27 protein-coding genes are annotated in these 25,523 nt (G+C 55.8%); 18 read left to right on the plus strand and 9 right to left on the minus strand.

The window, feature by feature from the left end:
• Positions 1 to 7 precede the first annotated feature (7 nt).
• From rlpA to lipA, 6 genes are all read left to right on the plus strand, one after another.
• Positions 8 to 1,159 (plus strand): endolytic peptidoglycan transglycosylase RlpA, encoded by a 1,152-nt coding sequence (gene rlpA / locus CWM61_RS16330; protein WP_100631550.1) that lies wholly within the window; start codon positions 8 to 10, stop codon positions 1,157 to 1,159.
• 139 nt (positions 1,160 to 1,298) lie between these two features.
• Positions 1,299 to 2,498 (plus strand): D-alanyl-D-alanine carboxypeptidase DacA, encoded by a 1,200-nt coding sequence (gene dacA / locus CWM61_RS16335; protein ID WP_061155353.1) that lies wholly within the window; start codon positions 1,299 to 1,301, stop codon positions 2,496 to 2,498.
• Positions 2,499 to 2,610: 112 nt separating this feature from the next.
• Positions 2,611 to 2,874 carry a DUF493 family protein YbeD gene (gene ybeD / locus CWM61_RS16340; protein WP_002894474.1) on the plus strand — a complete coding sequence of 88 codons (264 nt, stop codon included), beginning with the start codon at positions 2,611 to 2,613 and terminating at the stop codon, positions 2,872 to 2,874.
• A gap of 104 nt (positions 2,875 to 2,978) precedes the next feature.
• A complete protein-coding gene (gene lipB, locus CWM61_RS16345; RefSeq protein ID WP_100631551.1) occupies positions 2,979 to 3,623 on the plus strand; it encodes a lipoyl(octanoyl) transferase LipB in 645 nt (214 codons plus the stop codon).
• 129 nt (positions 3,624 to 3,752) lie between these two features.
• Positions 3,753 to 4,712, plus strand: a complete 960-nt coding sequence (locus CWM61_RS16350) for a YbeF family transcriptional regulator (RefSeq protein WP_100631552.1) — start codon at positions 3,753 to 3,755, stop codon at positions 4,710 to 4,712.
• Between the two features lie 180 nt (positions 4,713 to 4,892).
• Positions 4,893 to 5,858 (plus strand): lipoyl synthase, encoded by a 966-nt coding sequence (gene lipA / locus CWM61_RS16355; protein WP_061155356.1) that lies wholly within the window; start codon positions 4,893 to 4,895, stop codon positions 5,856 to 5,858.
• A gap of 191 nt (positions 5,859 to 6,049) precedes the next feature.
• On the opposite strand, the gene tatE is transcribed toward lipA, so the two are convergent.
• Positions 6,050 to 6,256 carry a twin-arginine translocase subunit TatE gene (tatE, locus tag CWM61_RS16360; protein WP_008805630.1) on the minus strand — a complete coding sequence of 69 codons (207 nt, stop codon included), beginning with the start codon at positions 6,254 to 6,256 and terminating at the stop codon, positions 6,050 to 6,052.
• Positions 6,257 to 6,499: 243 nt separating this feature from the next.
• Entirely contained in the window at positions 6,500 to 7,288 is a 789-nt protein-coding gene (locus tag CWM61_RS16365) for a deaminated glutathione amidase (protein ID WP_074386547.1), read from the minus strand.
• 88 nt (positions 7,289 to 7,376) lie between these two features.
• Between CWM61_RS16365 and crcB the strand changes: the two genes are divergently transcribed.
• Positions 7,377 to 7,760, plus strand: a complete 384-nt coding sequence (gene crcB / locus CWM61_RS16370; RefSeq protein ID WP_074386548.1) for a fluoride efflux transporter CrcB — start codon at positions 7,377 to 7,379, stop codon at positions 7,758 to 7,760.
• 65 nt (positions 7,761 to 7,825) lie between these two features.
• On the opposite strand, the gene cspE is transcribed toward crcB, so the two are convergent.
• Together cspE and pagP are read right to left on the minus strand one after the other, a co-directional pair.
• Entirely contained in the window at positions 7,826 to 8,035 is a 210-nt protein-coding gene (gene cspE, locus CWM61_RS16375) for a transcription antiterminator/RNA stability regulator CspE (protein ID WP_012542460.1), read from the minus strand.
• Positions 8,036 to 8,229: 194 nt separating this feature from the next.
• Entirely contained in the window at positions 8,230 to 8,754 is a 525-nt protein-coding gene (pagP, locus tag CWM61_RS16380; RefSeq protein WP_319826661.1) for a lipid IV(A) palmitoyltransferase PagP, read from the minus strand.
• A gap of 332 nt (positions 8,755 to 9,086) precedes the next feature.
• Between pagP and dcuC the strand changes: the two genes are divergently transcribed.
• From dcuC to uspG, 4 genes are all read left to right on the plus strand, one after another.
• Positions 9,087 to 10,460, plus strand: coding sequence for an anaerobic C4-dicarboxylate transporter DcuC (gene dcuC, locus CWM61_RS16390; protein WP_100631553.1), 1,374 nt, complete (start codon positions 9,087 to 9,089; stop codon positions 10,458 to 10,460).
• 92 nt (positions 10,461 to 10,552) lie between these two features.
• Positions 10,553 to 11,350: a ribonuclease I gene (gene rna / locus CWM61_RS16395; protein ID WP_074386551.1), complete on the plus strand. Its 798-nt coding sequence runs from the start codon at positions 10,553 to 10,555 to the stop codon at positions 11,348 to 11,350.
• Between the two features lie 178 nt (positions 11,351 to 11,528).
• Positions 11,529 to 11,939, plus strand: coding sequence for a nucleoside diphosphate kinase regulator (rnk, locus tag CWM61_RS16400; RefSeq protein ID WP_100631554.1), 411 nt, complete (start codon positions 11,529 to 11,531; stop codon positions 11,937 to 11,939).
• Between the two features lie 188 nt (positions 11,940 to 12,127).
• The gene (gene uspG / locus CWM61_RS16405) at positions 12,128 to 12,556 is read left to right on the plus strand and encodes a universal stress protein UspG (protein ID WP_061155360.1); all 429 of its coding nucleotides are present in this window, start codon (positions 12,128 to 12,130) and stop codon (positions 12,554 to 12,556) included.
• A gap of 77 nt (positions 12,557 to 12,633) precedes the next feature.
• Here the strand turns inward: uspG and ahpF are convergent, their stop codons facing one another.
• Together ahpF and ahpC are read right to left on the minus strand one after the other, a co-directional pair.
• On the minus strand, positions 12,634 to 14,199 hold the full coding sequence (gene ahpF, locus CWM61_RS16410) for an alkyl hydroperoxide reductase subunit F (protein ID WP_074386552.1): 1,566 nt from the start codon (positions 14,197 to 14,199) through the stop codon (positions 12,634 to 12,636).
• 188 nt (positions 14,200 to 14,387) lie between these two features.
• Positions 14,388 to 14,951 carry an alkyl hydroperoxide reductase subunit C gene (ahpC, locus tag CWM61_RS16415; RefSeq protein ID WP_002894394.1) on the minus strand — a complete coding sequence of 188 codons (564 nt, stop codon included), beginning with the start codon at positions 14,949 to 14,951 and terminating at the stop codon, positions 14,388 to 14,390.
• Between the two features lie 410 nt (positions 14,952 to 15,361).
• Between ahpC and dsbG the strand changes: the two genes are divergently transcribed.
• From dsbG to CWM61_RS16435, 4 genes are all read left to right on the plus strand, one after another.
• Positions 15,362 to 16,111 carry a thiol:disulfide interchange protein DsbG gene (gene dsbG, locus CWM61_RS16420; protein WP_100631555.1) on the plus strand — a complete coding sequence of 250 codons (750 nt, stop codon included), beginning with the start codon at positions 15,362 to 15,364 and terminating at the stop codon, positions 16,109 to 16,111.
• Between the two features lie 180 nt (positions 16,112 to 16,291).
• Positions 16,292 to 17,224, plus strand: coding sequence for a DNA-binding transcriptional repressor CitR (gene citR, locus CWM61_RS16425; protein WP_100631556.1), 933 nt, complete (start codon positions 16,292 to 16,294; stop codon positions 17,222 to 17,224).
• A gap of 113 nt (positions 17,225 to 17,337) precedes the next feature.
• Positions 17,338 to 18,561, plus strand: coding sequence for a phosphoadenosine phosphosulfate reductase (locus CWM61_RS16430; RefSeq protein WP_100631557.1), 1,224 nt, complete (start codon positions 17,338 to 17,340; stop codon positions 18,559 to 18,561).
• Complete coding sequence (locus CWM61_RS16435) at positions 18,546 to 19,172, plus strand: IbrB-like domain-containing protein (protein ID WP_074386619.1); 627 nt, start codon at positions 18,546 to 18,548, stop codon at positions 19,170 to 19,172. The genes CWM61_RS16430 and CWM61_RS16435 overlap by 16 nt, the downstream gene beginning before the upstream one ends.
• On the opposite strand, the gene CWM61_RS16440 is transcribed toward CWM61_RS16435, so the two are convergent.
• A complete protein-coding gene (locus tag CWM61_RS16440; RefSeq protein ID WP_165785277.1) occupies positions 19,173 to 20,318 on the minus strand; it encodes a pyridoxal phosphate-dependent aminotransferase in 1,146 nt (381 codons plus the stop codon).
• 140 nt (positions 20,319 to 20,458) lie between these two features.
• Between CWM61_RS16440 and mtnC the strand changes: the two genes are divergently transcribed.
• Both mtnC and CWM61_RS16450 read left to right on the plus strand, forming a co-directional pair.
• The gene (mtnC, locus tag CWM61_RS16445; RefSeq protein WP_008805616.1) at positions 20,459 to 21,148 is read left to right on the plus strand and encodes an acireductone synthase; all 690 of its coding nucleotides are present in this window, start codon (positions 20,459 to 20,461) and stop codon (positions 21,146 to 21,148) included.
• Positions 21,145 to 21,687, plus strand: coding sequence for a 1,2-dihydroxy-3-keto-5-methylthiopentene dioxygenase (locus CWM61_RS16450; RefSeq protein WP_061155367.1), 543 nt, complete (start codon positions 21,145 to 21,147; stop codon positions 21,685 to 21,687). The genes mtnC and CWM61_RS16450 overlap by 4 nt, the downstream gene beginning before the upstream one ends.
• A 103-nt stretch (positions 21,688 to 21,790) precedes the next feature.
• On the opposite strand, the gene CWM61_RS16455 is transcribed toward CWM61_RS16450, so the two are convergent.
• Together CWM61_RS16455 and CWM61_RS28820 are read right to left on the minus strand one after the other, a co-directional pair.
• Positions 21,791 to 24,100, minus strand: coding sequence for a molybdopterin-dependent oxidoreductase (locus tag CWM61_RS16455; RefSeq protein WP_100631559.1), 2,310 nt, complete (start codon positions 24,098 to 24,100; stop codon positions 21,791 to 21,793).
• Between the two features lie 114 nt (positions 24,101 to 24,214).
• On the minus strand, positions 24,215 to 24,421 hold the full coding sequence (locus CWM61_RS28820; protein ID WP_133122463.1) for a hypothetical protein: 207 nt from the start codon (positions 24,419 to 24,421) through the stop codon (positions 24,215 to 24,217).
• A gap of 90 nt (positions 24,422 to 24,511) precedes the next feature.
• Between CWM61_RS28820 and CWM61_RS16460 the strand changes: the two genes are divergently transcribed.
• Positions 24,512 to 25,492: a sugar ABC transporter substrate-binding protein gene (locus CWM61_RS16460; protein ID WP_008805613.1), complete on the plus strand. Its 981-nt coding sequence runs from the start codon at positions 24,512 to 24,514 to the stop codon at positions 25,490 to 25,492.
• The last annotated feature ends 31 nt before the right edge of the window (positions 25,493 to 25,523 follow it).

The raw sequence follows: 25,523 nt of genomic DNA on the forward strand, positions 1-25,523 counted from the left end.
GTTTGCAATGCGTAAGCAATGGCTGGGGATCTGCATAGCAGCGGGGCTGCTGGCGGCATGTTCGAGTGATGACGTGCAACAAAAAACGGTCAGTACTCCACAGCCGGCCGTCTGTAATGGCCCGACGGTTGAGATCAGTGGTGCCGATCCGCAGTATGAAACGCCGAACGCCACGGCGAATCAGGATTATGAGCGCGACGGCAAAAGTTACAAAGTCGTTCAGGATCCGGCAAACTTTACTCAGACCGGTTTTGCGGCGATCTATGACGCTGAGCCCAACAGTAACCTGACTGCCAGCGGCGAAGCCTTCGATCCGACGCAACTGACCGCAGCGCACCCCACACTGCCAATCCCGAGCTATGCGCGGATCACCAACCTAGCTAACGGGCGCATGATCGTCGTACGGATTAACGATCGCGGCCCGTATGGTAACGATCGCGTCATCTCGCTCTCCCGTGCGTCCGCTGACCGTCTGAACACCTCGAACAACACCAAGGTGCGTATCGACCCCATCATCGTTGCGCCTGACGGTTCGCTTTCCGGTCCGGGAATGGCCTGCACCACCGTCGCCAAACAAACGTACGCCCTGCCCGCTCGACCGAATCTGGACGGCGGTGACGCCACAGGCATGAGCCAGCCTGCGCCTGCCGACGTTCGCCCGATCAGCAACAACACCCTGAAGCCGGAAGACAGTGTCGGCGCACCGGTGAACAGCGGCGGTTTCCTCGGCGCCCCGACGCCGCTGAACAGCGGCGTGCTGGAAAGTAGCGAGCCGGCAGCCACGACCGCTGCCACTGCGGCCCCTGCTGCTGCCGTCGCGACGCAAACGGCTCCCGTCACCGCGCCAGGCTCCATCCAGGGTAGCGTAGCGGCTACAGCGGCCACTGCCGCGACCGCCGGCGCCGCCTCCTCTACCGCCACCTCCAGCGCCAGCGGTAATTTTGTCGTCCAGGTTGGCGCGGTAAGCGACCAGGCGCGGGCGAAGCAGTATCAACAGCGCCTGAGCCAGCAGTTCTCCGTACCAGGCCGGGTCATGCAGAATGGCGCGGTATGGCGTATTCAACTGGGCCCGTTTGCTGACAAGGCGCAGGCCAGCGCGGTTCAGCAGCGCCTGCAAAGCGAAGCGCAGCTGCAGTCCTTTATTACTCACGCCAACTAAACGCCGCGGGCGGCCCGCTCAAGATGCGCATGTAAAAGTCATTAACAAACTCATGCGCAATGTCGGATGCTGGCCCGCAGAGCATTTGCTATAGTAAGGCACTTTTTTTAACTCCATCACGGATGCCGTTGTTCTGACCATGAAGACCTCTTTCACCGCTCGTTTACTCATCACGGCGCTCTCCGTTGCAGCGCTCTCCTCCGCTGCCCGCGCCGATGACCTGAATATCAAAACGATGATCCCAGGCGCCCCGCAGATTGACGCCGAATCCTGGGTGCTAATTGATTATAACTCCGGCAAAGTGCTGGCGGAAAATAACGCCGACTCCCGTCGCGACCCGGCCAGTCTGACTAAAATGATGACCAGCTATGTTATCGGTCAGGCGATGAAAGCGGGTAAATTCAAAGAGTCCGATCTGGTCACTGTCGGCAACGATGCCTGGGCCACCGGCAACCCGGTTTTCAAAGGCTCTTCCCTGATGTTCCTCAAGCCAGGAATGCAGGTTCCGGTTTCGCAGCTGATCCGTGGTATCAACCTGCAGTCGGGTAACGATGCCTGCGTGGCCATGGCCGACTTTGTTGCCGGTAGCCAGGACGCCTTCGTCAGCCTGATGAACAACTATGTTAACGCCCTGGGCCTGAAAAACACCCATTTCCAGACCGTTCACGGTCTTGATGCCGACGGGCAGTACAGCTCCGCGCGCGACATGGCGCTGATTGGCCAGGCGCTGATCCGCGATGTGCCGAACGAGTACTCCATCTATCGTGAGAAAGAGTTTACCTTCAACGGTATCCGCCAGCTGAACCGTAACGGCCTGCTGTGGGATAACAGCCTGAACGTCGATGGCATCAAAACCGGTCATACCGACAAGGCGGGCTATAACCTCGTCGCCTCTGCCACCGAAGGCCAGATGCGTCTTATCTCGGCGGTCATGGGCGGGCGTACTTTCAAAGGTCGTGAGTCGGAAAGTAAAAAACTGCTGACCTGGGGTTTCCGCTTCTTCGAAACCGTCAACCCGATTAAAGCCGGCAAAGAGTTTGCGTCCGAACCGGCCTGGTTCGGCGACAGCGATCGCGCCTCGCTGGGGGTGGATAAAGATGTCTACCTGACCATCCCGCGTGGCCGGATGAAAGATCTGAAAGCCAGCTATGTGCTGAATAACACTGAACTGCACGCCCCGCTGCAGAAAAATCAGGTGGTCGGCACCATCAACTTCCAGCTGGATGGCAAAACCATCGATCAGCGCCCGCTGGTGGTGCTGCAGGAAATTCCGGAAGGGAATTTCTTTGGCAAAATTATTGATTACATTAAGTTAATGTTCCACCACTGGTTTGGTTAAAAATCGAACACTTGAAAGTGTGATTTCCATCCCCATATACTATTTATCCAAGTAACCTGATAACTCCCGCCCTTGGTGGGAGTTATTATTTTGTCGTAACACCGGAGCTGACATGAAAACCAAACTTAACGAACTGCTGGAATTCCCTACACCCTTTACTTACAAAGTAATGGGGCAGGCATTGCCGGAGCTGGTTGATCAGGTGGTGGAAGTGGTACAGCGCCATGCGCCTGGTGATTACTCGCCGTCAGTAAAACCGAGCAGCAAAGGTAACTACCACTCGGTCTCCATCACCATCAACGCCACCCACATTGAGCAAGTGGAAACGCTGTACGAAGAGTTAGGCAATATCGATATCGTACGGATGGTGCTGTAACCTTTTCCCCGACCCGGCCGCCGTGCCGGGTCCTTTCATCCCCTTCTGCCCTGCTGTGATATACTCCCCGCCCTGAGTCCTCTCTTCCCGGCGGAGATGTTGTTTTGCAGCACAATAAAATTCTTATCCGGCAGCTTGGCCTGCAACCTTACGAACCCATCTCGCAGGCGATGCATGAATTCACCGACGCCCGCGATGAAAACACCCTCGACGAGATCTGGCTGGTGGAACATCACCCGGTCTTCACTCAGGGCCAGGCAGGCAAAGCGGAACACGTGCTGGTGCCCGGCGATATTCCGGTGATCCAGAGCGATCGCGGCGGCCAGGTGACCTATCACGGTCCAGGACAGCAGGTAATGTATGTTCTGTTGAACCTTAAACGCCGCAAGCTGGGTGTGCGCGAGCTGGTGACGCTGCTGGAGCAAACGGTCGTTAATACCCTGGCCGAGTATGGCATCGAATCGCATCCCCGCGCCGACGCCCCAGGCGTCTACGTCGGCGATCGCAAAATCTGCTCACTGGGACTGCGGATCCGCAAAGGGTGTTCTTTCCACGGCCTGGCGCTCAATATCGCGATGGATCTCGCGCCGTTTCTGCGCATCAATCCCTGCGGCTATGCCGGCATGGAGATGACGCAAATGCGCCAGTGGCAGCCAGAGGTGACTCCAGAGACGGTCGCCCCGCGGCTGGTCGCCAATCTGCTGGCGCTGCTGGACCATCCCCCGCACGAATATCTCCCCCAGCAGTAAACGGCAGATCAGCGCCCCGCTGGCGGCGGGGCGCTAAACGATTAACACATTATTTTTGCAATCAATTGTCACGTACGGGATGCGGTGGGCCGCTATACTTGCCCTATCATTCCCAACCGGACTCATCGTGTGCCAGAGAATACGTCTCCGTCAGAATCCCCTGAACGACAGGATGAACGTTATGACCGCCAGATGTTTCGCATCCTGCGCAATATTGACCTCAACCTGTTAACTATTTTCGAAGCCGTTTACGTCCATAAAGGCATCGTCAACGCCGCTAAGATACTGAATATCACGCCGTCGGCTATTAGCCAGTCGATTAACAAACTGCGGGCGCTTTTTCCTGACCCGCTGTTTATCCGCAAGGGGCAAGGCGTGATGCCCACCGCGTATGCCACCCATCTTCATCAGTACATCAGCCGGGGTATGGAGGCTTTCCTCAGTGCACTGGATATCGCCGGTAGCCCCCACCAGCAGCGGGTGATCACTATCGCCACCACGCCAGGGATGGGGGCGCTGCTGATGCCCATCGTGGCCAGCGCGCTGAAACCGGCCTTTCCGCAGATCCTGTTGCACAACATCGCCATCACCGACGCCGCGCGACAACTCGACCAGCGCCAGGTGGATCTGTTAATTGACACTCATCTGCACAGCGGCCAGGCGATAAGCCATCACGTGCTGTACCAGGATCGGGTGCGGATGTACTGCCGTGCTGAACACCCCGCGCTGCACGGCCCGCAGGATGAAACTCACCTCGCTCAGTATGAGTTTGCGCTGCTGCTGCCGGAAGGCCAGCGCTACCCTACCCTTCACCGTCGACTGCAGGAAGAGATGGGCGAACGACGCTGCGGATTCAGCACCTTTAACCTGCTGACCCAGGCAGCCATGATCGCCGAGAGCGACATGCTGGGGCTAACCACCGAGCGCCTGTTCGCCATGGTATCCCGGCTCTGGCCGCTGCAACCCCTTGATTTCAATCCCCTGCAGGACGAAAAAATTAATGTCGCACTGCACTACAATAAACAAAGTGGGAAGGAGCCGTTGCTGAAAGAGATTATCGAGACGGTAATCCAGGCGTTTAAGGCGTAGCGCACGGAAAGGAAAAGGATAAAACAACAACTATTTTACAATTTGCGAGGCAGGCAGGCTGCTTTCTGCCCCTTTTCAATGGTATACTGCCTGCTCTTGATTCAAAAATAGTTGATAATTGCAACATTTCATTGAATTAATTCGCTTTCCTTCGTGACTCGCAACTGGAACACGCACGCTATGAGTAAACCCATTGTGATGGAACGCGGTGTTAAGTACCGCGACGCCGATAAAATGGCCCTTATCCCGGTGAAAAACGTGGCAACTGAGCGTGAAGCTCTGCTCAGAAAACCGGAATGGATGAAAATCAAACTTCCGGCAGATTCGTCCCGTATCCAGGGTATCAAAGCAGCGATGCGTAAGAACGGCCTGCACTCTGTGTGTGAAGAGGCCTCCTGCCCGAACCTTGCAGAATGCTTCAACCACGGTACCGCGACCTTTATGATCCTCGGCGCGATCTGTACCCGTCGCTGCCCGTTCTGCGATGTTGCGCATGGACGTCCGGTCACCCCAGATGCGAACGAGCCACAGAAGCTGGCGCAAACCATCGCCGATATGGGTCTGCGCTATGTCGTGGTCACCTCAGTGGACCGTGACGACCTGCGCGATGGCGGAGCGCAACATTTTGCCGACTGCATTAGCGCCATTCGCGAGAAAAACCCGTCAATTAAGATCGAAACGCTGGTGCCGGATTTCCGCGGCCGTATGGATCGCGCGCTCGAAATCCTGACGGTGACCCCGCCGGACGTCTTTAACCACAACCTCGAAAACGTACCACGTCTTTATCGTCAGGTGCGTCCGGGCGCGGATTACAACTGGTCGCTGAAGCTGCTGGAGCGTTTTAAAGAAGCGCACCCGGAGCTCCCGACGAAATCCGGCCTGATGGTCGGTCTGGGTGAGACCAACGCCGAGATCATTGAAGTAATGCGCGACCTGCGTCGCCACGGCGTCACCATGCTGACGTTAGGCCAGTATCTGCAGCCGAGCCGTCACCACCTGCCAGTACAGCGCTACGTCAGCCCGGAAGAGTTCGAAGAGATGAAAGCGGAAGCAATGGCTATGGGCTTCACCCACGCCGCCTGCGGTCCCTTCGTTCGCTCTTCCTACCATGCCGACCTGCAGGCTAAAGGGATGGAAGTGAAGTAACTGCCGCTTCTGCCGCTGCGCGATTTTTCGCCGCAGCGGCCCCTCTCCGCTTCCTCTGCTTCGCGTTTTCGTAACAGTTCGTTGCATCTTTTCTGCACGGCATCGCCAAAAACGACAAAGGCCGCAACGATATTCGTCGCGGCCTCTTCGCCGTTCCGCCAGCATCCCTCCGGAGGGATGCATCGGGTCAATTACTCTTTATGAGAGATCTTCTGCGCCGGCGCTTCTTCTTCCACGGTGGCTTTCTTCGCGCTATCGTCATCCTCGTTCATGGCCTTTTTAAAGCCCTTGATAGCCGAACCCAGGTCGCCGCCCAGCGTACGTAATTTCTTGGTACCAAACACTAAGATAATCAGTGCTGCGACTACCAGCAGTTTGGTAATACTAATCTCACCCATAGCTAACCTTCTTCTCTATACAAGCTGCGAATACGCCATCATACACGCATTTATCCGTCATATTGTAATCCACCTGTGCGTGGGCTGCGTGATTCGGCCCAGAGCCTTCTCCTCAAGGAGTTAGTGCAGAGGTGTCCATCCTGACGTGCACAGCGAATTATTCGGATAAACAATACGGGTATTTGACGCGCGGACACAATAGCAATCTGTAACAAGGTGAATCAAGCCCTGTTTAAAAAAACATCACAATAATTGCGGTGGCGCAAATCGTCGGTTCTGCAGCACCGGCAAACGCTCGCGAACCCGGGCAAGGTATTCCGCGGAGACATCGGCAAAGATCACCTGCGGCTCACTCCCTGCCCCCGCCAGCGTCGTTCCCAGCGGATCAATAATGCGGCTCTGACCGATATTCCGCGTCCCGCACTCGCCTGCCGCCACGATATAGCAGGTGGTATCAAGGGCGCGCGCCGCCAGCAGCGTCGCCCAGTGGTGCTCTTTCTGCGGCCCCCTCACCCATGCGGTGGGCAGTACCAGCAGCTCCGCCCCGTTCAGCGCCAGCGATAGCGCCAGTTCCGGAAAGCGCAGATCGTAGCAGGTCATCAGGCCAACGCGTAATCCCGCCACCTCAATCACCGGCGGGATCTGCTGGCCAGGATCCACCCGCCGCGACTCCTGCATTGCGAAGGCATCATATAAATGGAGCTTGTGATAATGAGCTATCACTTCGCCACCCCGCAATACCACCAGCGTATTGGTCGCTCTGCCCTCTCCTGACGGCACGTGCAGTGTCAGGACCGTGGTCAAACGGTTACGCCCGCTCTCAGCCAGCAGCAGTTGCAAAAATTCCCCATCCAGCGACTGAGCCGATTTCACTGACATGTCCGGGTCGTTGTCATCCCGCGCCAGCAACGCCTCCGGCAGCACCAGCAGCGCCGCCCCTTCACGCGCAGCCTGTTGCATCATCGCCACACAGGTCTGCGCATTCGTCCGCCATACTGGCGTGACGGCAAATTGTCCTGCCGCTACCCGCATGTTTTTCTCCGTCAGGTTATGAATAGCCAACCGCGCCCGTCGCGCGCTACACTTGAGGCTCTCTTATATCAAATAGCAGGAAACAACCGTGTTTCAACTTCTTTGCGCCGTTTTTATCGGCGGTGGCACCGGCAGCGTATTGCGCTGGTGGCTCGGCATGAAGCTCAATCCTGTGCATCATGCTATCCCGATTGGGACGCTGACGGCCAACCTGGTAGGTGCCTTTGTGATTGGCGCCGGGCTGGCGTGGTTTAATCGTCTAACCGATATTGACCCGATGTGGAAGTTGCTGATTACCACCGGATTCTGCGGTGGGCTGACGACCTTCTCCACTTTCTCTGCGGAAGTGGTCTTTCTCCTGCAACAGGGACGGGTGAGCTGGGCACTCCTCAACGTGCTGGTAAATTTGCTGGGGTCGTTTGCTATGACAGCGGCCGCCTTCTGGCTTTTCTCGCAGGCTGCCAGCCGTTAAGACCCTGAAAACAGGCAAAAAAAAACCCGCTTAAAGCGGGTTTTTATATTCTACTGACGTGTTGGTTAGATAGCCATTACGTTTGCAGCAGAAGGGCCTTTGGCACCGTTAGTGATTTCGAACTCTACGCGCTGACCTTCAGCCAGAGTTTTGAAACCGTTGGACTGGATTGCAGAGAAGTGTACGAATACATCTTTGCTGCCATCTTCCGGAGTAATGAAACCGAATCCTTTGGACTCATTAAACCACTTAACGTTACCTTTAATCTTAGACATCAAAATTACCTTTATATGAAAAATCGACACTAATGCTGTGTCGGGTATCAGTACACCAATTGTGGTACCTTTTGTCCAGTGCAACTTTGCTAAAAAGTGATAAAAGTCGCTATCTTTTTTAGTGGGTAACGCTTTAGTCCTTGTTTTTCCACAAGACGCACCGCTTATCTCATTTATTGCTAAGACTTAGCGAATTAAAACTGTATACGAGCCCAGGCGAAGTAAACGTTACCGTTATTGTAAGTGCCTGGAATATAGGTCATCTGAAAGGTTGCTGGACCGTAACCTATTGATGCTAATGGCAAGATCACCGGGATAGGAATGTAGTTCCAGTTATCGCGCGCCGTTACCCCGAGGGTATAGCCGAGGCCAAGGTGGAAGTTCTGGTCGGTCAGCGGGCGCCAGGTTTTCTCCCAGCCGTAGCCGCCGATAGGCTCCCATTTATTGAAAGAATCTTTAAACGCCATCAGGTACAGGCCGTGCCAGTTTCCTTTGTCATCCCAGCGGGAGACGCCAAAACCCGCCCCCCAGGGGCGTTCGTTATACTTATCCGTCTTTTCCTTATCATAGGCAAACCGCGCGTGCCAGGTAATGGCTGGAACGTACAAGTCATAGTGCTCCGGCTCATTCCAGGTCTGCGCCACGTTATTACTTAAGGTATGGTAACCTTCGCTGAGGGTCGATGAAAACGACGCGCTGGCGTTTACGGATACCAACAACCATCCAAAAAAACCAAGAGAAAACAGTGAAAAACGACGTAACATCAACACTTTTCCATTACCACTTTCATTTAAAAGCCGCCTAAAATAGCAAAGATAGCCTCAATACAGGTTGAACGAAATAAGGCAAACTCCTGATTTTCGCCCGGTGACCATCAGAACCTTTTAACTATCCATCTGGTGATTATATCCAGGCGAGACGGGTGACGCGTAGTTCTTATCGCTTTATTGATTTGCATCAGCGAGTTTTGTCCGTTTTTTCGGCACATTCGCACATTAAAATTTGGTGTGACGCTTTTTATCTACATATTCTTTGGGCTTAGGGGTAATAAATGCTGACGTTTGTTGAGATCCTGATCGGGATTGTGGTCATTGTGGGCGTCGCCCGCTATATCATTAAGGGCTACTCGGCCACCGGGGTGCTGTTCGTCGGGGGCTTAATCTTATTGATCGTCAGCGCCCTGCTGGGGCATAAAGTCTTGCCGGGAAACACCGACAGCACCGGCTATTCCGCTACCGATATTATTGAATACATTAAGATTCTACTCATGAGCCGCGGTGGCGATCTGGGTATGATGATTATGATGCTGTGCGGCTTCGCCACCTATATGACCCATATTGGCGCCAATGACATGGTGGTGAAATTAGCGTCAAAGCCGCTGCGCTATATTAATTCGCCCTATCTGCTGATGATTGCCGCCTACTTTGTCGCCTGCCTGATGTCGCTGGCGGTCTCCTCGGCGACCGGCCTTGGCGTGCTGCTGATGGCGACGCTGTTCCCGGTGATGGTGAACGTCGGTATCAGCCGCGGCGCGGCTGCCGCCATCTGCGCTTCACCAGCGGCCATTATCCTCTCGCCCACCTCTGGCGATGTCGTGCTGGCGGCGAAAGCCGCTGAAATGCCGCTGATCGACTTTGCCTTCAAGACCACGCTGCCTATTTCCATCGCGGCCATTATTTGCATGGCGATTGCCCACTTCTTCTGGCAGCGTTATCTGGATAAAAAAGAGAACATTTCCCACGAAATGCTGGATGTCAACGACATCACCACCACCGCCCCGGCGCTGTACGCCATTCTGCCGTTTACCCCGATCATCGGCGTACTGATCTTTGATGGTAAATGGGGACCGGAACTGCACATTATCACTATCCTCGTTGGCTGCATGCTGCTGGCGGCGATCCTTGAGTTCCTGCGCGGGTTTAACACCAAAAATGTCTTCAGCGGGCTGGAAGTTGCCTACCGCGGCATGGCCGACGCCTTCGCCGGCGTGGTAATGCTGCTGGTCGCTGCCGGCGTCTTTGCCCAGGGGTTAAGCACTATCGGCTTTATCAACGGGCTGATCTCCATCGCCACGTCGTTCGGCTCGGCCAGTATTATTCTGATGCTGGTGCTGGTGATCCTGACCATGCTGGCGGCGATGACTACCGGCTCCGGTAATGCCCCGTTCTATGCCTTTGTTGAGATGATCCCCAAGCTGGCGCACTCTTCCGGCATCAATCCGGCTTACCTGTCGATTCCGATGCTGCAGGCCTCTAACCTCGGCCGCACGATATCGCCGGTCTCCGGGGTAGTGGTTGCCGTCGCCGGGATGGCGAAAATTTCGCCGTTCGAAGTAGTTAAACGCACCTCCGTGCCGGTGATGGTTGGCCTGCTGGTGGTGATTATCGCTACCGAGATCCTCGTACCCGGCAGCGCAATCCACTAATGGTCTAACCACGCGAAAAGGCGCCAGCAGGCGCCTTTTTTATGCTTTAATAACTCCCCGTTATCTTTTGTCATCCACAATCAGGAATAAACATGTTCAGGAAGGATTTCGCCGCGATAGCCCTTGTGCTCACCGCCACTCAGGCCGGCGCTGAACCGCTCACCGCGACGCGATACGCTGATTTTGACCGCTACGTCCTTGCCCTCTCCTGGCAAACCGGATTCTGTCAGAGCATGCTTGACCGCAACCGTAGCGAACCGGAAGAGTGCCGCCTGCAACAGGACACGGCGAACAAAGCCGATTTTCTGACCGTGCACGGCCTGTGGCCCGGACTGCCAAAATCGATTGCCGCACGCGGGGTGGATGAACGACGCTGGATGCGCTACGGCTGCGCCACGCGCCCGGTGCCCGACATGCCGGAAGTGAAAGCGAACCGCAAATGCCAGGCGGCGGAAACCGGCCTGTCGCTGGAGATGGCCAATAAGCTCAATAACGTGATGCCGGGTTCGGGCGGCACCTCCTGCCTGGAGCGCTACGAATACGCCAAACATGGCGTCTGCTTCGGCTTTGATCCCGATAGCTATTTTGGCACCATGGTGCGCCTGAATGGGGAAATTAAGCATAGCCCGGTAGGCGATTTCCTCGCGAAGCATTATGGTCAAACCGTCAGCCGCGCCGACTTCGATGCCGCGGTGGCCCGCGCCTGGGGTCCACAAAGCGTGAAGGCGTTTAAATTAACCTGTAACGGTAATCCGGCCTATCTGACTGAGATGCAAATCTCCCTCAACGCCGCCACGATTAACGCCCCGCTGACCACTTCCGCCTTTCTGCCACAGCCTCACCCGGGCAACTGTGGAACCCAGTTTATCCTGGATAAGGTTGGTGAGTAGCGCAAAGCGACGTGCTGAGCAGAAAACGCCGCCCTCCGGGTGGCGTTGCACGCTGAATGTGCGTTTCATCACTTCAAACCGCCGGCAACTCTCAGTATGATGGTAAAACCTTAACCCTTGCCCTTTTCGGCGAGGGTTTTCTTTTACGGACAGGTTCCTGGATAACATGGAGTATGCAATGACCAGACCCGCAATCATCATTAACGAACTGGATGCCGAACGTATCGACAGGCTGCTGGAGCAGCCGGCTTTCGCCAACTTACCGGTTGCCGATGCCCTGAATGACGAGCTCGACCGCGCGCAAATGCTGGCGCCGGAAGCGATGCCGTATGACGTCGTCACCATGAACAGTAAGGTAAAATTCCGCGATTTAACCAGCGGCGAAGAGCGCGTGCGGACGCTGGTGTTTCCGTCACAGGTGACTGACAGCGCCAGCCAGCTCTCCGTCCTCGCGCCGGTGGGCGCCGCGCTGCTGGGTCTGAAAGTCGGCAGCACCATTCACTGGGAGCTGCCGGGCGGTGCATCGACACACCTGGAAGTGCTGGAGCTATTGTACCAGCCGGAAGCCGCTGGCGAATTCCACCGCTAATCCCTGCTGCCTGAGGCGTTTCGCGCTTTATTCAGAGGATGTCCATACATCCTCTTTCTGCTGTTTCTTCCCCCGCTAACCTTTTTTTACGCTTTGCACCTGCCTGACTGACAGTTTTGCGACCTGAATGACACTATATCCGCATATAATATGTTGATATAGACGCAAACGAACAAGGAGGAATGCATATGTATAAGACTATCATTATGCCCGTTGATGTCTTTGAGATGGCGCTGAGCGATAAGGCCGTCCGGCATGCGGAGTTTCTGGCCCAGCAGGACGGGGTGATCCATCTGCTCCACGTATTACCCGGTTCTGCGAGCTTCACCATGAGCCGCTTTACCGCCGATCTGCGGCGGTTTGAAGAACACCTGCAGCATGAAGCGGAAACCCGTCTTCAGACGATGGTCAGCCATTTCAGCATTGACCCATCGCGTATCAAGCTGCATGTCCGTTTCGGCAGCGTGCGCGATATGGTCAACGAGCTGGCCAACGAAATTAACGCCGATGTCGTGGTAATTGGCTCGCGCAACCCGTCCATCAGTACCCACCTGCTCGGATCCAATGCCTCAAGCGTGATCCGCCATGCCCATATCCCGGTGATGGTCGTCAGGTAAGCGTGACGAAATAAAGGATAAAAAAAGAGGCTACCCCAGGGTAGCCTCTTTGTTATGCAGGTTTATTGTCTGACTTGTTATGCGGTTTTCGTGCGGATCAGGTAGTCGAAGGCACTCAGCGACGCTTTTGCCCCTTCCCCTGCCGCGATAATAATCTGCTTGTACGGCACGGTGGTGCAGTCGCCAGCGGCGAACACGCCTTTGACGTTGGTTTCGCACTTCGCGTCGATGATGATCTCACCCATGCGGTTACGCTCAACGGCGCCTTCCAGCCAGGTGGTGTTAGGCAGCAGGCCAATCTGGACGAAGATCCCCGCCAGCGCGACATGATGCTCATCACCGCTTACCCGATCACGATACTGCAGGCCGGTGACTTTGCTGCCATCGCCTTTCACTTCCGTGGTCTGCGCATTAAGAATGATGTCGACATTCTTCAGGCTGCGGACTTTGTCCTGCAACACCTGGTCGGCTTTCATCTCTGGAGCAAACTCCAGCAGGGTCACGTGCTCTACGACGCCCGCCAGGTCGATAGCGGCTTCTACCCCGGAGTTCCCGCCGCCAATTACCGCTACGCGTTTGCCCTTAAACAGCGGACCGTCGCAGTGCGGGCAGTAGGTCACGCCTTTGGTGCGATACTGATCTTCGCCCGGTACGTTCATATTGCGCCATTTCGCCCCGGTGGCGATGATCACGCTGCGCGCCTTCAGCACCGCGCCAGAGGCGGTTTCAATCTGATGCAGGCCGCCCTCTGTCGCCGCTGGGGTCAGTTTGGTCGCGCTCTGGGAGTCGATCACATCGACGTCATAGTCGCTGACGTGCGCTTTCAGCGCGCCGGCCAGTTTCTGGCCTTCGGTTTTCGGCACCGAAATATAGTTTTCGATATCCACGGTATCCAGCACCTGGCCGCCGAAGCGTTCGCCCATCAGGCCGGTACGAATACCTTTACGCGCAGAGTAGACCGCCGCTGCCGCGCCGGACGGGCCGGAGCCGACGATCAGCACATCGTAAGCGTCACGTTGGTTCAGCTCTTCTGCTGCGCGTTTTTCCGCACCGGTATCCACTTTGGCGACAATTTCCGTCAGCGTCATCCGACCCTGACCAAACTCTTGACCATTCAGATACACCGCGGGAACGCCCATGACGTTACGATCGGTAATTTCATTCTGGAAGGTCCCGCCGTCAATCGCCGTGTGCTTGATGCGCGGGTTGAGCACCGACATCAGGTTCAGGGCCTGCACCACATCCGGGCAGTTATGACAGGAGAGCGAATAGTAAGTTTCGAACTCGAAATCGCCATCGATATCACGGATCTGCTCCAGCAGCGACTGGGCCTCTTTCGACGGATGACCGCCGGTCCACAACAGCGCCAGCACCAGCGAGGTAAATTCGTGGCCCAGCGGGGAGCCCGCAAAGCGTGGACCCTGGTCGGAACCTGGGTTCGTAATCAGGAATGATGGCTTACGTACCGCGAGCGTGTTGTCTTCTTTAAAGGTGACTTTGTCTGACAGTTCAGCGATTTCAGCCAACAGTTCCTTGATCTCTGCCGATTTAGCGCTGTCATCCAGCGTGGCAATCAGCTCAACAGGCTTGGTCAGCTTCTCAAGGTAGGCCTTGAGCTGGGTTTTCATGTTGGTGTCGAGCATTGTTATCTCCTGGGCTTAAAACATCATCATGCAAGCGGCCTTGTCCAGGCGGCCTGAATGCGCTTGCATCATGGTGTTGGAATAAAATGGGCGCGAAAGCGCCCATTGATTGCCGGGTGGCACGCCGTTTACCCGGCCTACGATCTTGTAGGCCCGTGCAAGCGTAGCGCCGCCGGGCACAAACAGACTTAAATCTTACCGACCAGGTCCAGAGACGGAGCCAGTGTCGCTTCGCCTTCTTTCCATTTAGCCGGGCAGACTTCGCCTGGGTGAGAAGCAACGTACTGCGCCGCTTTGATTTTACGCAGCAGGTCAGACGCATCACGGCCGATACCTTCAGCGGTAACTTCGATCGCCTGGATGATACCCTGCGGGTCAACCACGAAGGTGGCACGGTCAGCCAGACCTTCATCTTCACGCATGTTGTCGAAGTTACGGGTCAGGGCGCCAGTCGGGTCACCGATCATCGCGTATTTGATTTTCGCGATGGTTTCAGAGCTGCTGTGCCACGCTTTGTGGGTGAAGTGGGTATCGGTAGACACAGAGTAAACGTCTACGCCCAGCTTCTGCAGTTCTTCGTAATGGTCAGCCACGTCGCCCAGTTCGGTCGGGCAGACGAAAGTGAAGTCAGCCGGATAGAAGAAGAAGACGCTCCAGCGGCCTTCGGTGTCTTTCTCGGTGACTTCGATGAATTCACCATTTTTGAATGCCTGGTTTTTGAACGGTTTGATTTTAGTGTTAATTAAGGACATCTATACTTCCTCCGTGTTTTCGTTGAGGTCTAAGTTAACGAATTTTTCCTGACCCGACCAATGCGTTTACATTATCGAATCAATAAGCGTTATCTAACAACCGGAACAAGACAACTCTGTGAACCTGTCGACGCGTTCAGCGCTGTTCGCTGTTTTTCGCATCATTTGCCGCGACAAAAGTAAAAAGGCCACCCTTTCAGGCGGCCCCGTTACCTGAAATACCCGAAGGTAGGTTCAGCGCCAGTCAGACTGGCTATGTGTTGCGCTCTACATTACCTTAATGTAACAGCATCCAGGATTACATCACCCATGCCAGGAAAGGGCAATCCATCGTTCAGCTGTTCTTACCTATGACTGTAATAGGTTCGGCAATGCTTTTCCCTTACCTGCTGATTTTACAAGGAATACTCATGTTAAAGCGACTGCTGTTACTCAGCGTTTTCCCGTTATGCAGCCATGCGGAGGACCTACCCGCCCCGGTAAAAGCGATTGAAAAACAGGGCATTACTATCATCAAACCTTTTGACGCACCGGGGGGAATGAAAGGCTGGCTGGGAAAATATCAGGATATGGGCGTCGCCATCTACCTAACACCAGACGGTAAACACGCGATCTCCGGCTATATGTATGATGAGAACGGCACCAACCTCAGCGAGCAGCTGTTTCAGAAAGAACTCTACACTCCGGCAGGACAGGAGATGTGGCAGAAGATGGCTCAGGCCAACTGGCTGCAGGATGGCCACAAGGACGCCCCCATCGTGCTGTATGTCTTTGCCGATCCCTTCTGCCCCTACTGTAAACAGTTCTGGCAGCAATCCCGTCCCTGGGTGGAAGCCGGTAAAGTACAGATTCGCACCCTGCTGGTGGGCGTGATCAAGCCAGAAAGCCCGGCCACCGCCGCCGCCATTCTTGCCACCAAGGATCCGGCGAAGACCTGGCATGATTACGAGCAATCAAACGGGAAAATGGCCCTGACGCTCCCGCAGGCTATCCCACCGGAGAAGATGAAAGTGCTCAACGTTAATCAGCAGCTGATGGACGAGCTGGGGGCCAACGTCACGCCAGCCATTTACTATATGAATAAGGATAATATGTTACAGCAGGTGGTCGGTCTGCCAGATAAAGAAAAGCTGCATATCATGATGGGCGAACAAGAATAATCTCATTGCATAATGGCGCCAGATAACCACGACCGCTGGCGCCCCTGTCGACAATAAGATATATTAAGCAGAACTTAACATTATTGGCCAGAAATTAAATTCACACCACGAATATTAAGCCACTCAACATTCCCATTAAAAATATTTTCACCCGCGCTGATAATACACAGGACTGCATTAATGGCAAATCTTTACGATCTGAAAAAGTTCGATTTGAATTTATTGGTTATTTTTGAATGTATCTATCAACATTTGAGCATCAGCAAAGCAGCCGCCATGTTATTTATCACCCCGTCAGCGGTGAGTCAGTCGTTGCAGCGTTTGCGCCAGCAGTTAGACGATCCGTTATTTGTTCGCGTCGGGAAAGGGATGACACCCACCACCGCCTGCGTCAATCTTCATTATCATTTGCAACAAAATCTTGAACAGCTGGAAAAAACCATCAATCTCAATAATCGCTCCGAACTGCGTAAACGTATTGTGATATATGGCCCCCCGCTGTTCTGTTCAGTCAATAGCCATTTTATGATTAATGAGCTCTGTCATCAGGCCAATTTGCAGATTGAGCACCATAACCTGACCACCACGGAATCGGCTGAGGAGCTGCTGGCGTATCGCCAGGCGGACCTGGTGTTCACCCGAATGCCCGTTACCAACCGTGCCACTTTGTGTGAGCCCTATCAGACGGTGCAGACCCTGGCGGTTTGCCGGGCGGACCATCCGCGGCGAGAGCAACTCACGTCGATTGATGCGCTGGCGCAGGAATTTTTCACCCACTATATCACCAACGATCCTGTCATTCAGCGCGTCCAGCAAAGCAGCACGCCATGGTTAAATCCGCGTAATATTGCCTTTCGCAGCGACTCTTTTATGACCATTCTTAACATGATCAATAAAACCGACTTAATTGGCTTCGTTCCTTCTTATTTATATGACTTTATTTCGCCGGCCATGCAACTTCACGTCATCAATATAGACGAGCTATTTCCGGACATCACGATATATATTAACTATCACCAATCATCAACACAAAATCATTTCTTATCTGAATTAATAAAAATATTAATGAATGACCGAGATGTATCACGCCCACAACTTAATAACAGCGAGTAACTTTCCTGCCTATTTTTCGCACCCTGTCAGAATGCAAATCGACCATTAATTTCGCAGCCCTCATCGTTTATACTGAGCGAGCGGGAATTTCTACTGTTAAAGGATTAATGGTCATGTCGTTTATTAAATATCCCTTACCGGAATCGGTGCTGCAGGCAACTGAGCAGCGCATCCAGTGGGTGCTGGATAATTTTTCACGTATTTGCGTCTCTTTCTCGGGTGGAAAAGACTCCACCGTCATGCTGCATTTAACCGCCCAGGCGGCACGGTTACAGGGGAAAAAAATCAGTGTGTTGTTTATTGACTGGGAAGCGCAGTTCTCCTGCACCATCGCCCACTGTGAAAAACTACGCCTCCAGTATCAGGATGTGATCGACGCCTTTTACTGGGTTGCCCTGCCGCTAACGACCCAAAATGCCCTGACGCAGTATAAACCGCAATGGCAATGCTGGGAGCCCGGGACCGACTGGGTCCGTCAGCCGCCGCCCTGGGCAATTACCCACCCGGGCTATTTTTCGTTTTACCAACCGGGGATGAGCTTTGAGTCCTTTGTCAGCCACTTTGCCGAGTGGTTTTCACAGCGGCGCCCCGCTGCCGTGCTGGTCGGCATTCGCGCCGACGAGTCACTGAATCGCTTTATGACCATCTCTTCGCAGCGCAAACAGCGTTTCGCCGACGATAAACCGTGGACCACCTCGGCGCCGGGCGGCCATGCCTGGTACATCTACCCACTCTATGACTGGAAAACCGCCGACATTTGGACCTGGTTTGCCAAAAGCGGTCAGTCCTATAACCCACTGTACGATCTGATGTATCAGGCTGGGGTACCGCTGCGCTATATGCGCATCTGCGAACCGTTCGGTCCGGAGCAGCGCCAGGGACTGTGGCTCTACCATGTGCTGGAGCCTGAACGCTGGGCTGCGATGTGTCAGCGGGTGAGCGGCGCGCACAGCGGTGGGGTCTATGCCGGGCATGATAATCAATTCTACGGTCATCGAAAAATCGAAAAACCCGACCACCTGACGTGGAAAAGCTACGCCCTGTTCTTGCTCGACAGCATGCCGGAAACCACTGCCGAGCACTACCGTAACAAAATTGCCGTTTATCTGCGCTGGTATCTGAAAAAAGGCATGGAGGATATTCCCGACACCCAGCCCGCAGACATTGGCACCAAAGATATCCCGTCCTGGCGGCGAGTCTGCAAGGTGCTGCTCAATAACGACTACTGGTGCCGCCAGCTCTCGTTTAGCCCGACCAAAAGCAGCCACTATCAGCGCTACCGTAAACGCATGGAAAAACATCGCCAACAATGGGGGATATTATGCAACAACAACTGACGCAGGCGCTGGACGCTTATCTGCAAACGCTGGATGACGAGGCGCGCATCGAGGCAATCAACGCGTTTCGCCGAGTGCTCCACCAGCGCAGCCCCTTCCGCTCCCAGCCCGTTGACTGCGTGCTGTGGGTAAAACAGGAGCAGGTCATCCCCAACGATTACAACCCGAATAACGTGGCGCCACCGGAAAAACGCCTGCTGCAAACGTCGCTGGAAGCCGACGGCTTTACCCAGCCGGTCGTCGTCATCCAGCAAAGCCCGCAGGCGTATACGATTGTCGACGGTTTTCACCGTCATGAGCTGGCCTGCAACAAAGCCGCGCTGAAAAAAACACTGAAAGGTTACCTGCCGGTGACCTGCCTGACGAGTGAAGCCGCCTCGCGTGACGGGCTGATGGCAGCGACCATACGCCACAACCGGGCGCGCGGACGCCACCAAATCCACGCCATGTCGGAAATCGTCCGCGAACTGACCCAGCTCGGCTGGACGCCGCAGAAGATCGGCAAAGAGCTGGGAATGGATGCCGATGAGGTGCTGCGCCTGAAACAAATTAGCGGCCTGACGGAGATGTTCGCTGGCCGCCAGTTCTCTCAGGCGTGGACGATTAAGTAACTACAGCTGGCACAAACGCGCCGCCGCGGCCAGCAGGGTCGCCGGCTGTTTGGCGAAGCACAAGCGGATCAGCTTGTGCGGGAACGGATCGGCGCAGAAGACGGAGAGCGGGATCGCCGCCACCCCGACTTCGGTCGTCAGCCAACGGCAGAAGCTGACGTCGTCAAGATCGGAAATAGCGCTGTAGTCCGCCAGCAGGAAATAGGTCCCTTCACAGGGCAGAAGTTCCAGCCGGCTCGGGCGCAGCGCGTCAATAAACAGATCGCGACGTTCCCGATAGAACGCCGGCAGCTCACGATAGTGCTCCGGCGCTTCGCGCAGCATGTCGGCGATCGCCAGCTGCGCCGGGGTATTCACCGAGAAGGTCAGATACTGGTGCACCTTGCGCAGCTCGGCGCTGATGGCTGCAGGGGCCACGCAGTAGCCGACCTTCCAGCCGGTCATATGAAACGTTTTGCCAAACGAGGAGACCTCCACCGCCCGCTCGCGCAGTTGAGGATGCGCCAGTACGCTGGCGTGGCCGTCAGCGGCGAAATTGATATGCTCATAAACCTCATCGCTGAGGACATAGATCTCGCGTTCGGCGATTGCCTGCCACAGAGCAGCAAAATCCTCGCGCTGCCAGACGGTAGCTGATGGATTGTGCGGGGTATTGAGGATCACCAGCCGGGTTTTATCGCTCAGCGCCGCAGCAAACTGCTGCCAGTCGACGCGAAAATGCGGCGGCTGCAGCGCAATACGGCGTAACTCGCCGCCGGCTAGCGCCACCGCGGGAGCATAGCTGTCATAGCTGGGATCGAAACAGATCACTTCGTCGCCGCGGCGCACCAGAGCGGTGATCGCCGCGTACAGGGCCTCCGTCGCCCCGGCGGTGACCGTGATATCGCTATTGACGTCGGGCAGGTAACCATACAGCTCCGCCGTCTTCCCGGCGATCGCCTCGCGCAGCGCCGGCACGCCGGTCATCGGGGCGTACTGATTCGCCCCCTGCGCCACATGGTACGCCAGACGCTCCTGAAGATAGCGCGGGCCGTCGAAATCGGGAAAGCCCTGTGACAAGTTGATGGCCTGATGCTGCTGGGCCAGGGCGCTCATCTGGGTAAAAATCGTGGTGCCGAGCGCCGGGAGTTTACTCTCTGGAATCAAAGGGTTATTACTCATTCTTTTTATACCGATTGTAATGCTGTTGTTGAAGCCACTATAACACGATGTTAATATTTGGCAATCAAGACGCTTAGACGTCTAAATGCTAATGTTATTCCGCGCTACGCCACTCTGGAGAAACCATGATCCGCGCCATCGTGACCGACATAGAAGGCACCACCAGCGATATCCGCTTCGTGCATAACGTGCTGTTCCCCTACGCCCGCGAACGACTGGCCGGCTTTGTGACCGCTCAGCAGTACGCTGAGCCCGTCAAAACCATTCTCGACAACCTGCGCCGCGAGACAGACGCTCCGGCCGCCAGCACCGCCGACCTTATCACTACCCTCTTCGCCTTTATGGACGAAGACCGTAAATCCACGGCGCTAAAGGCGCTGCAGGGGATCATCTGGCGTGACGGCTACCTCAATGGCGACTTTACCGGCCATCTCTACCCGGACGTACTGCCGGCCCTGGAGAAATGGAAAGCGCAGGGCATTGATCTGTATGTATATTCTTCAGGCTCCGTCGCCGCGCAGAAATTGTTATTTGGCTACAGCGATGAAGGTGATATTACTCATCTGTTCACGGGCTATTTCGATACCCTGGTAGGCGCCAAACGCGAAGTGCAATCCTACCGTAACATTGCTGAACACCTGGGCCATGCCCCCGGCACCATCCTGTTCCTGTCGGATATCCATCAGGAACTCGACGCCGCCGAGGCCGCGGGTTTGCGCACGATCCAGCTGGTACGCGGCGACCGCGACCCGGCGAGCCACCATCCCCAGGTTCAGCGTTTTGACGACATTCATCCGGAGCAGATCCCAGCATGAGCGCATTAACTCTTTTTTCCGTGACCGATCCGCAAACACCGCTCTGGCACAGCACCGACGCCAAAGCGATTCAGGATCAACTTAACGCCAAAGGCGTCCGCTTCGAGCGCTGGCAGGCCGACCGCGATCTGGGCGCAGCCCCCAGCGCAGAAACGGTGATTGCCGCCTATCAGCACGCGATTGACAAACTGGTCGCCGAAAAGGGCTACCAGAGCTGGGACGTCATCAGCCTGCGCGCCGATAACCCGCAAAAAGCGGCGCTGCGGGAGAAATTCCTTAACGAGCACACCCATGGCGAAGACGAGGTGCGTTTCTTTGTCGAGGGCGCAGGTTTGTTTTGCCTGCATATTGGCGACGAGGTGTTCCAGGTACTGTGCGAAAAGAATGATCTGATTTCGGTTCCTGCCCACACTCCGCACTGGTTTGATATGGGATCAGAACCGAACTTCACCGCCATTCGCATTTTTGATAACCCGGAAGGCTGGATCGCCCAGTTTACCGGCGACGATATCGCCAGCGCCTACCCACGGCTGGCGTAACGTCCCACTGCCATCAGTAAATTGCCTGGCGCGCACTTTCCCGGAGACGGCGCATACCGCGCCTTCTCCGGGCTACCCGCCCGCCGCTGGCGCTCCCCCACACCTAAACCGCAATAAACTTCGGCGGATCAAAGGCGGTGATCGGCGGCAGTTCCTCACGCCACGGGGCGATCTCCACCCAACAGCTCTGGGCGCTACAGCCCTGCCCCAGGCGCGAACTGCCGCGATCCTCGGTTAACACGTTGGGATTACCGTGCTTATCGAGCGATCCTTTTTCATTCGGATCCAGAGGGTCATACCAGGCGCCGGTGGACATCTGTACCACGCCGGGCAAAATCTGCTCGCTCAGGTGCACGCCCGCCAGAATCGCCCCGCGGTCGTTATAGACCTTCACCACGCTGCCTTCGCGGATGTCTCTTGCCTGCGCATCGCTCGGATGCATCCACAGCGGCTCGCGTCCCTGAATTTTCGTCGCCCGGCTGACGCTGCCATGGTCATACTGACTGTGCAGTCGGGCGCGCGGCTGGCTGGAGAGCAGATGAAGCGGCCAGCGCGCCGCCTCCTGCCGCTGCCGGGCGGCCTCCTGTTCATCCCACCACGGATGGCCAGGGCATTCACGATAGCCAAACCCGGCGACGGTGGCGGAAAAGAGTTCAATCTTGCCGGAGGGCGTGGAGAGCGGATAGCGCTGCGGATCGGCGCGAAAATCGGCGAGAAAGATCTGCGGCCGCTCCGGCGCGCTGTACTCCAGTACCCCTTGCTGCCAGAAGTCCTCGAACGAAGGCAGCGCAATACCCTCCTCCTGCGCCCGCGGTCTTGACTCCTCATAGAGATGACGCAGCCACTGCCCGGCGTCCCGCCCCTCGCTGAACGGTTCTCCGAAGCCCAGCCGATCGGCCAGATCGTGGAAAATGGCGTAATCGTCACGCGCTTCGCCCACCGGCGGGATCTGCGCGCTCATGGCGATCATAAACCCGTCGTGACCGCCGCTGCCGATATCCTCTCGCTCCAGCGAGGTGGTGGCTGGCAGGACGATATCGGAGAATTTAGCCTGCGCGGTCCAGTACTGCTCATGCACCACCACCGTCTCCGGACGGCGCCAGGCCTCGCACAGTCGGTTGATGTCCTGGTGATGATGAAACGCATTGCCTCCCGCCCAGTAAACCAGACGGATGTCGGGATAGTGCAGCTGCTGACCGTCGAACTCATAGGCTTCTCCCGGATGCAGCAACATATCGGACAGCCGCGCCACCGGGATAACGCTGTCCACTGCATTCTCTCCGGCGGGTAAGCGTGGGCCGGAAAACGCTTTTCGCACCGCGCCCGCCAGGTTAGTGCAGGCGTAGCCAAACCCGAGGCCGCCGCCCGGTGTGCCGATCTGTCCCAGCAGCGCGGTCAGGGCCACCGTCGCCCAGTAGGCCTGCTCCCCCTGACGGGCGCGCTGGATAGACCAGGAGATATTCACCATCGTCCGGTGGCGGGCCATCTCCCGCGCCAGGTCGGCGATGCGCTGGGCGTCCAGGCCGGTAATCGCCGCCGCCCACGCCGGGGTTTTCGCTACGCCGTCGTGCTCGCCCAACAGATAAGCGCGGTAAGGGGCAAACCCGACGGTATGGCTGGCCACAAACGCCTGGTCGTAAAGGGACTCAGCGATCAGCACATAGCTCAGCGCCAGCAGCAATGCAGTATCGGTGCCCGGCCGAATGGCCAGCCACTCGGCGTCGGGCACCGCGCTGAGGTCATTGCGCACCGGACTGATATTCATAAACCGGGTGCCGTTGGCCTGCATCTTATCCAGCCAGTACGGCAGCATATGGTCATTGGCGCCACCGCCGTTGACCTGGGCATTGCGCAGCGGCAGACCGCCAATCGCGACAAACAGCTGGCACTCCCGCGCCAGCTCGGAAAAATGGGTATGCTGACGGTGCAGCGGGCTCAGCGGCCCGAGAATATGCGGCAGAATGCGCTCGCCCGCGGCGCTGCTATAGGTATTGGTGCTGGCGGTGTACCCGCCAAATCCCTTGAGAAACCGGTGCAGCTGGCTCTGCGCATGGTGAAAGCGTCCAGCGCTGGCCCAGCCGTAAGAGCCGCCGTAGATCGCCTCATTGCCGCAGCGCGCCTTGACCGAGCGCAGCTCGCGAGCCAGCAGGTCCAGCGCCACCTCCCAGCTGACTTCGACAAAGGGCTCCTTGCCTCGCCCTTCTCGTGACGCCGGCCCCTGCTGAAGATAGCCGGCGCGCACCGCCGGACGGCGAATGCGCGTTTGGCTGGTCACTGCGTCGGGGAGCGACTGACCAATGCGTGACGGATTTTTATCCCAGGGCACCGGATTAACCGCCACGATATCGCCCTCGCGGCTCTCCACCTGCCACGTTCCCCAGTGCATCACCGTATAATTATGCTGTTTCTTCATAGCACTCGCGTTCTTCTCAGCCAAAAAACTCGTTAAAATAAATCGAGGAAATGACGGAAATATCCCCGTCCCAGCCAGACATTACTCTGCTAAAAAAAGTATTAGCCCGCGCAATCACCTGCATTTCCCTGCAAGGGCCGTATTTCTCCACGCCATCACAATAAACAGAAAGCCGTCTTTATCCGTTAAATAAACACGGAATAAGTCAAAAATAAAACCACAAAATAAAAAGGTATATTTTGCATCATGAAATATTTTCAGGTTCCCGATGGCAAAATAACCTTTTTCTCTGGCGTTTCTGCGATATAACATTCCCGGCATAACTTAGACTTATTTTGTATTTGAGGTGGCGAGGTGCTTCTTGTCATGCTACCGGTCCGCAACCACCTTCATCACAGGATCATAATAACAATGTCGCAGAAGAGAAAATTATTGCCTGCCGCGCTGGGACTGCTTTCCCTTGCCTCGCTGAGCGTCACTGCCGCAGACGCCCTCTCCTTACAGGGAAAAACCATTGGCGTTGCCGTTGTTGGCACTCAGCATTTTTGGGATCGCGAGGCCTTTAAAGGTGCGACAGAGGAAGTGGAGAAACTGGGAGGCAAAGTCATTGGCGTCGATGGCGGCCGCGATAATCAGGTTCATGCCAATAATCACGATATTTTACTGTCACGCAAGGTGGACGCGGTAATTAGTATTCTCGGCGACAGCGCCGTCGAACCAAAATTTAAAGCATTGCGTGATGCTGGTATCCCGGTATTTACCGTGGATCATGTTTCTCAATATTCGGTCAACAATACCACCTCCGATAACTACACCTTAGGCTCGACCATCGGCCGCTACATGGCGGATGAATTAGGCGGCAAAGGCAACGTCGCCGTATTTAACGCGTTCTCCAGCGCGCTGCGTATTTGCGGAATTCGTTACGATCAGTGGAAATATGTCCTTAAGGATTATCCGGATATTCATATTATCCAACCCGAGCTGGCGGAGCAGTTCGCCAACTCGCCAGAAGATGCGCGGAAGAAAACCCTCGAATTACTCAGCCAGTATCCGAAAGGCAAACTGGATGCGATCCATGTCGCCTGCTGGGATCAACCGGCCATCGGTATCGTCCAGGCACTGGAAGAGACCGGCCGTGATAAGGACGTGAAAGTGACGGCCATCGACGCCGGTCCGGAGACGCTGGAGATCATGGCAGAGCCTGGCAGTCCGTTTGTGGCTAACGTCGCGCAGCAGCCGCATCTGATTGGCCAGACCTCCGCCGACAACGTGGCCCGCTACTTTGCCGGTCAGAAACTGCCGGTGCAAACCTTTATCCCGGTGATACCGGTGAAAGGTCCGCAGGAAGCGAAAGCGGTGTATAAACAGTTGGGATACGGCGAACTGCAGTGATAAATCAACACCCTGGCGGGGAGCGCCCCGC

Source organism: Klebsiella sp. K-Nf6 (assembly GCF_002806655.1).
GTDB lineage: Bacteria > Pseudomonadota > Gammaproteobacteria > Enterobacterales > Enterobacteriaceae > Klebsiella > Klebsiella variicola.

What these genes read in the sequence shown, in the direction of transcription:
- rlpA (WP_100631550.1), top strand. Translation starts at nt 8, where the DNA reads ATGCGTAAGCAATGGCTGGGGATCTGCATAGCAGCGGGGCTGCTGGCG.
- CWM61_RS16455 (WP_100631559.1), bottom strand. Translation starts at nt 24,100, where the DNA reads ATGAAGAAACAGCATAATTATACGGTGATGCACTGGGGAACGTGGCAG.
- CWM61_RS16365 (WP_074386547.1), bottom strand. Translation starts at nt 7,288, where the DNA reads ATGCGGGTAGCGGCAGGACAATTTGCCGTCACGCCAGTATGGCGGACG.
- CWM61_RS16430 (WP_100631557.1), top strand. Translation starts at nt 17,338, where the DNA reads ATGTCGTTTATTAAATATCCCTTACCGGAATCGGTGCTGCAGGCAACT.
- ahpF (WP_074386552.1), bottom strand. Translation starts at nt 14,199, where the DNA reads ATGCTCGACACCAACATGAAAACCCAGCTCAAGGCCTACCTTGAGAAG.
- CWM61_RS16460 (WP_008805613.1), top strand. Translation starts at nt 24,512, where the DNA reads ATGTCGCAGAAGAGAAAATTATTGCCTGCCGCGCTGGGACTGCTTTCC.
- tatE (WP_008805630.1), bottom strand. Translation starts at nt 6,256, where the DNA reads ATGGGTGAGATTAGTATTACCAAACTGCTGGTAGTCGCAGCACTGATT.
- CWM61_RS16435 (WP_074386619.1), top strand. Translation starts at nt 18,546, where the DNA reads ATGCAACAACAACTGACGCAGGCGCTGGACGCTTATCTGCAAACGCTG.
- CWM61_RS16450 (WP_061155367.1), top strand. Translation starts at nt 21,145, where the DNA reads ATGAGCGCATTAACTCTTTTTTCCGTGACCGATCCGCAAACACCGCTC.
- rnk (WP_100631554.1), top strand. Translation starts at nt 11,529, where the DNA reads ATGACCAGACCCGCAATCATCATTAACGAACTGGATGCCGAACGTATC.
- dcuC (WP_100631553.1), top strand. Translation starts at nt 9,087, where the DNA reads ATGCTGACGTTTGTTGAGATCCTGATCGGGATTGTGGTCATTGTGGGC.
- ahpC (WP_002894394.1), bottom strand. Translation starts at nt 14,951, where the DNA reads ATGTCCTTAATTAACACTAAAATCAAACCGTTCAAAAACCAGGCATTC.
- rna (WP_074386551.1), top strand. Translation starts at nt 10,553, where the DNA reads ATGTTCAGGAAGGATTTCGCCGCGATAGCCCTTGTGCTCACCGCCACT.
- mtnC (WP_008805616.1), top strand. Translation starts at nt 20,459, where the DNA reads ATGATCCGCGCCATCGTGACCGACATAGAAGGCACCACCAGCGATATC.
- uspG (WP_061155360.1), top strand. Translation starts at nt 12,128, where the DNA reads ATGTATAAGACTATCATTATGCCCGTTGATGTCTTTGAGATGGCGCTG.
- citR (WP_100631556.1), top strand. Translation starts at nt 16,292, where the DNA reads ATGGCAAATCTTTACGATCTGAAAAAGTTCGATTTGAATTTATTGGTT.
- CWM61_RS28820 (WP_133122463.1), bottom strand. Translation starts at nt 24,421, where the DNA reads ATGCCGGGAATGTTATATCGCAGAAACGCCAGAGAAAAAGGTTATTTT.
- dsbG (WP_100631555.1), top strand. Translation starts at nt 15,362, where the DNA reads ATGTTAAAGCGACTGCTGTTACTCAGCGTTTTCCCGTTATGCAGCCAT.
- cspE (WP_012542460.1), bottom strand. Translation starts at nt 8,035, where the DNA reads ATGTCTAAGATTAAAGGTAACGTTAAGTGGTTTAATGAGTCCAAAGGA.
- ybeD (WP_002894474.1), top strand. Translation starts at nt 2,611, where the DNA reads ATGAAAACCAAACTTAACGAACTGCTGGAATTCCCTACACCCTTTACT.
- dacA (WP_061155353.1), top strand. Translation starts at nt 1,299, where the DNA reads ATGAAGACCTCTTTCACCGCTCGTTTACTCATCACGGCGCTCTCCGTT.
- lipA (WP_061155356.1), top strand. Translation starts at nt 4,893, where the DNA reads ATGAGTAAACCCATTGTGATGGAACGCGGTGTTAAGTACCGCGACGCC.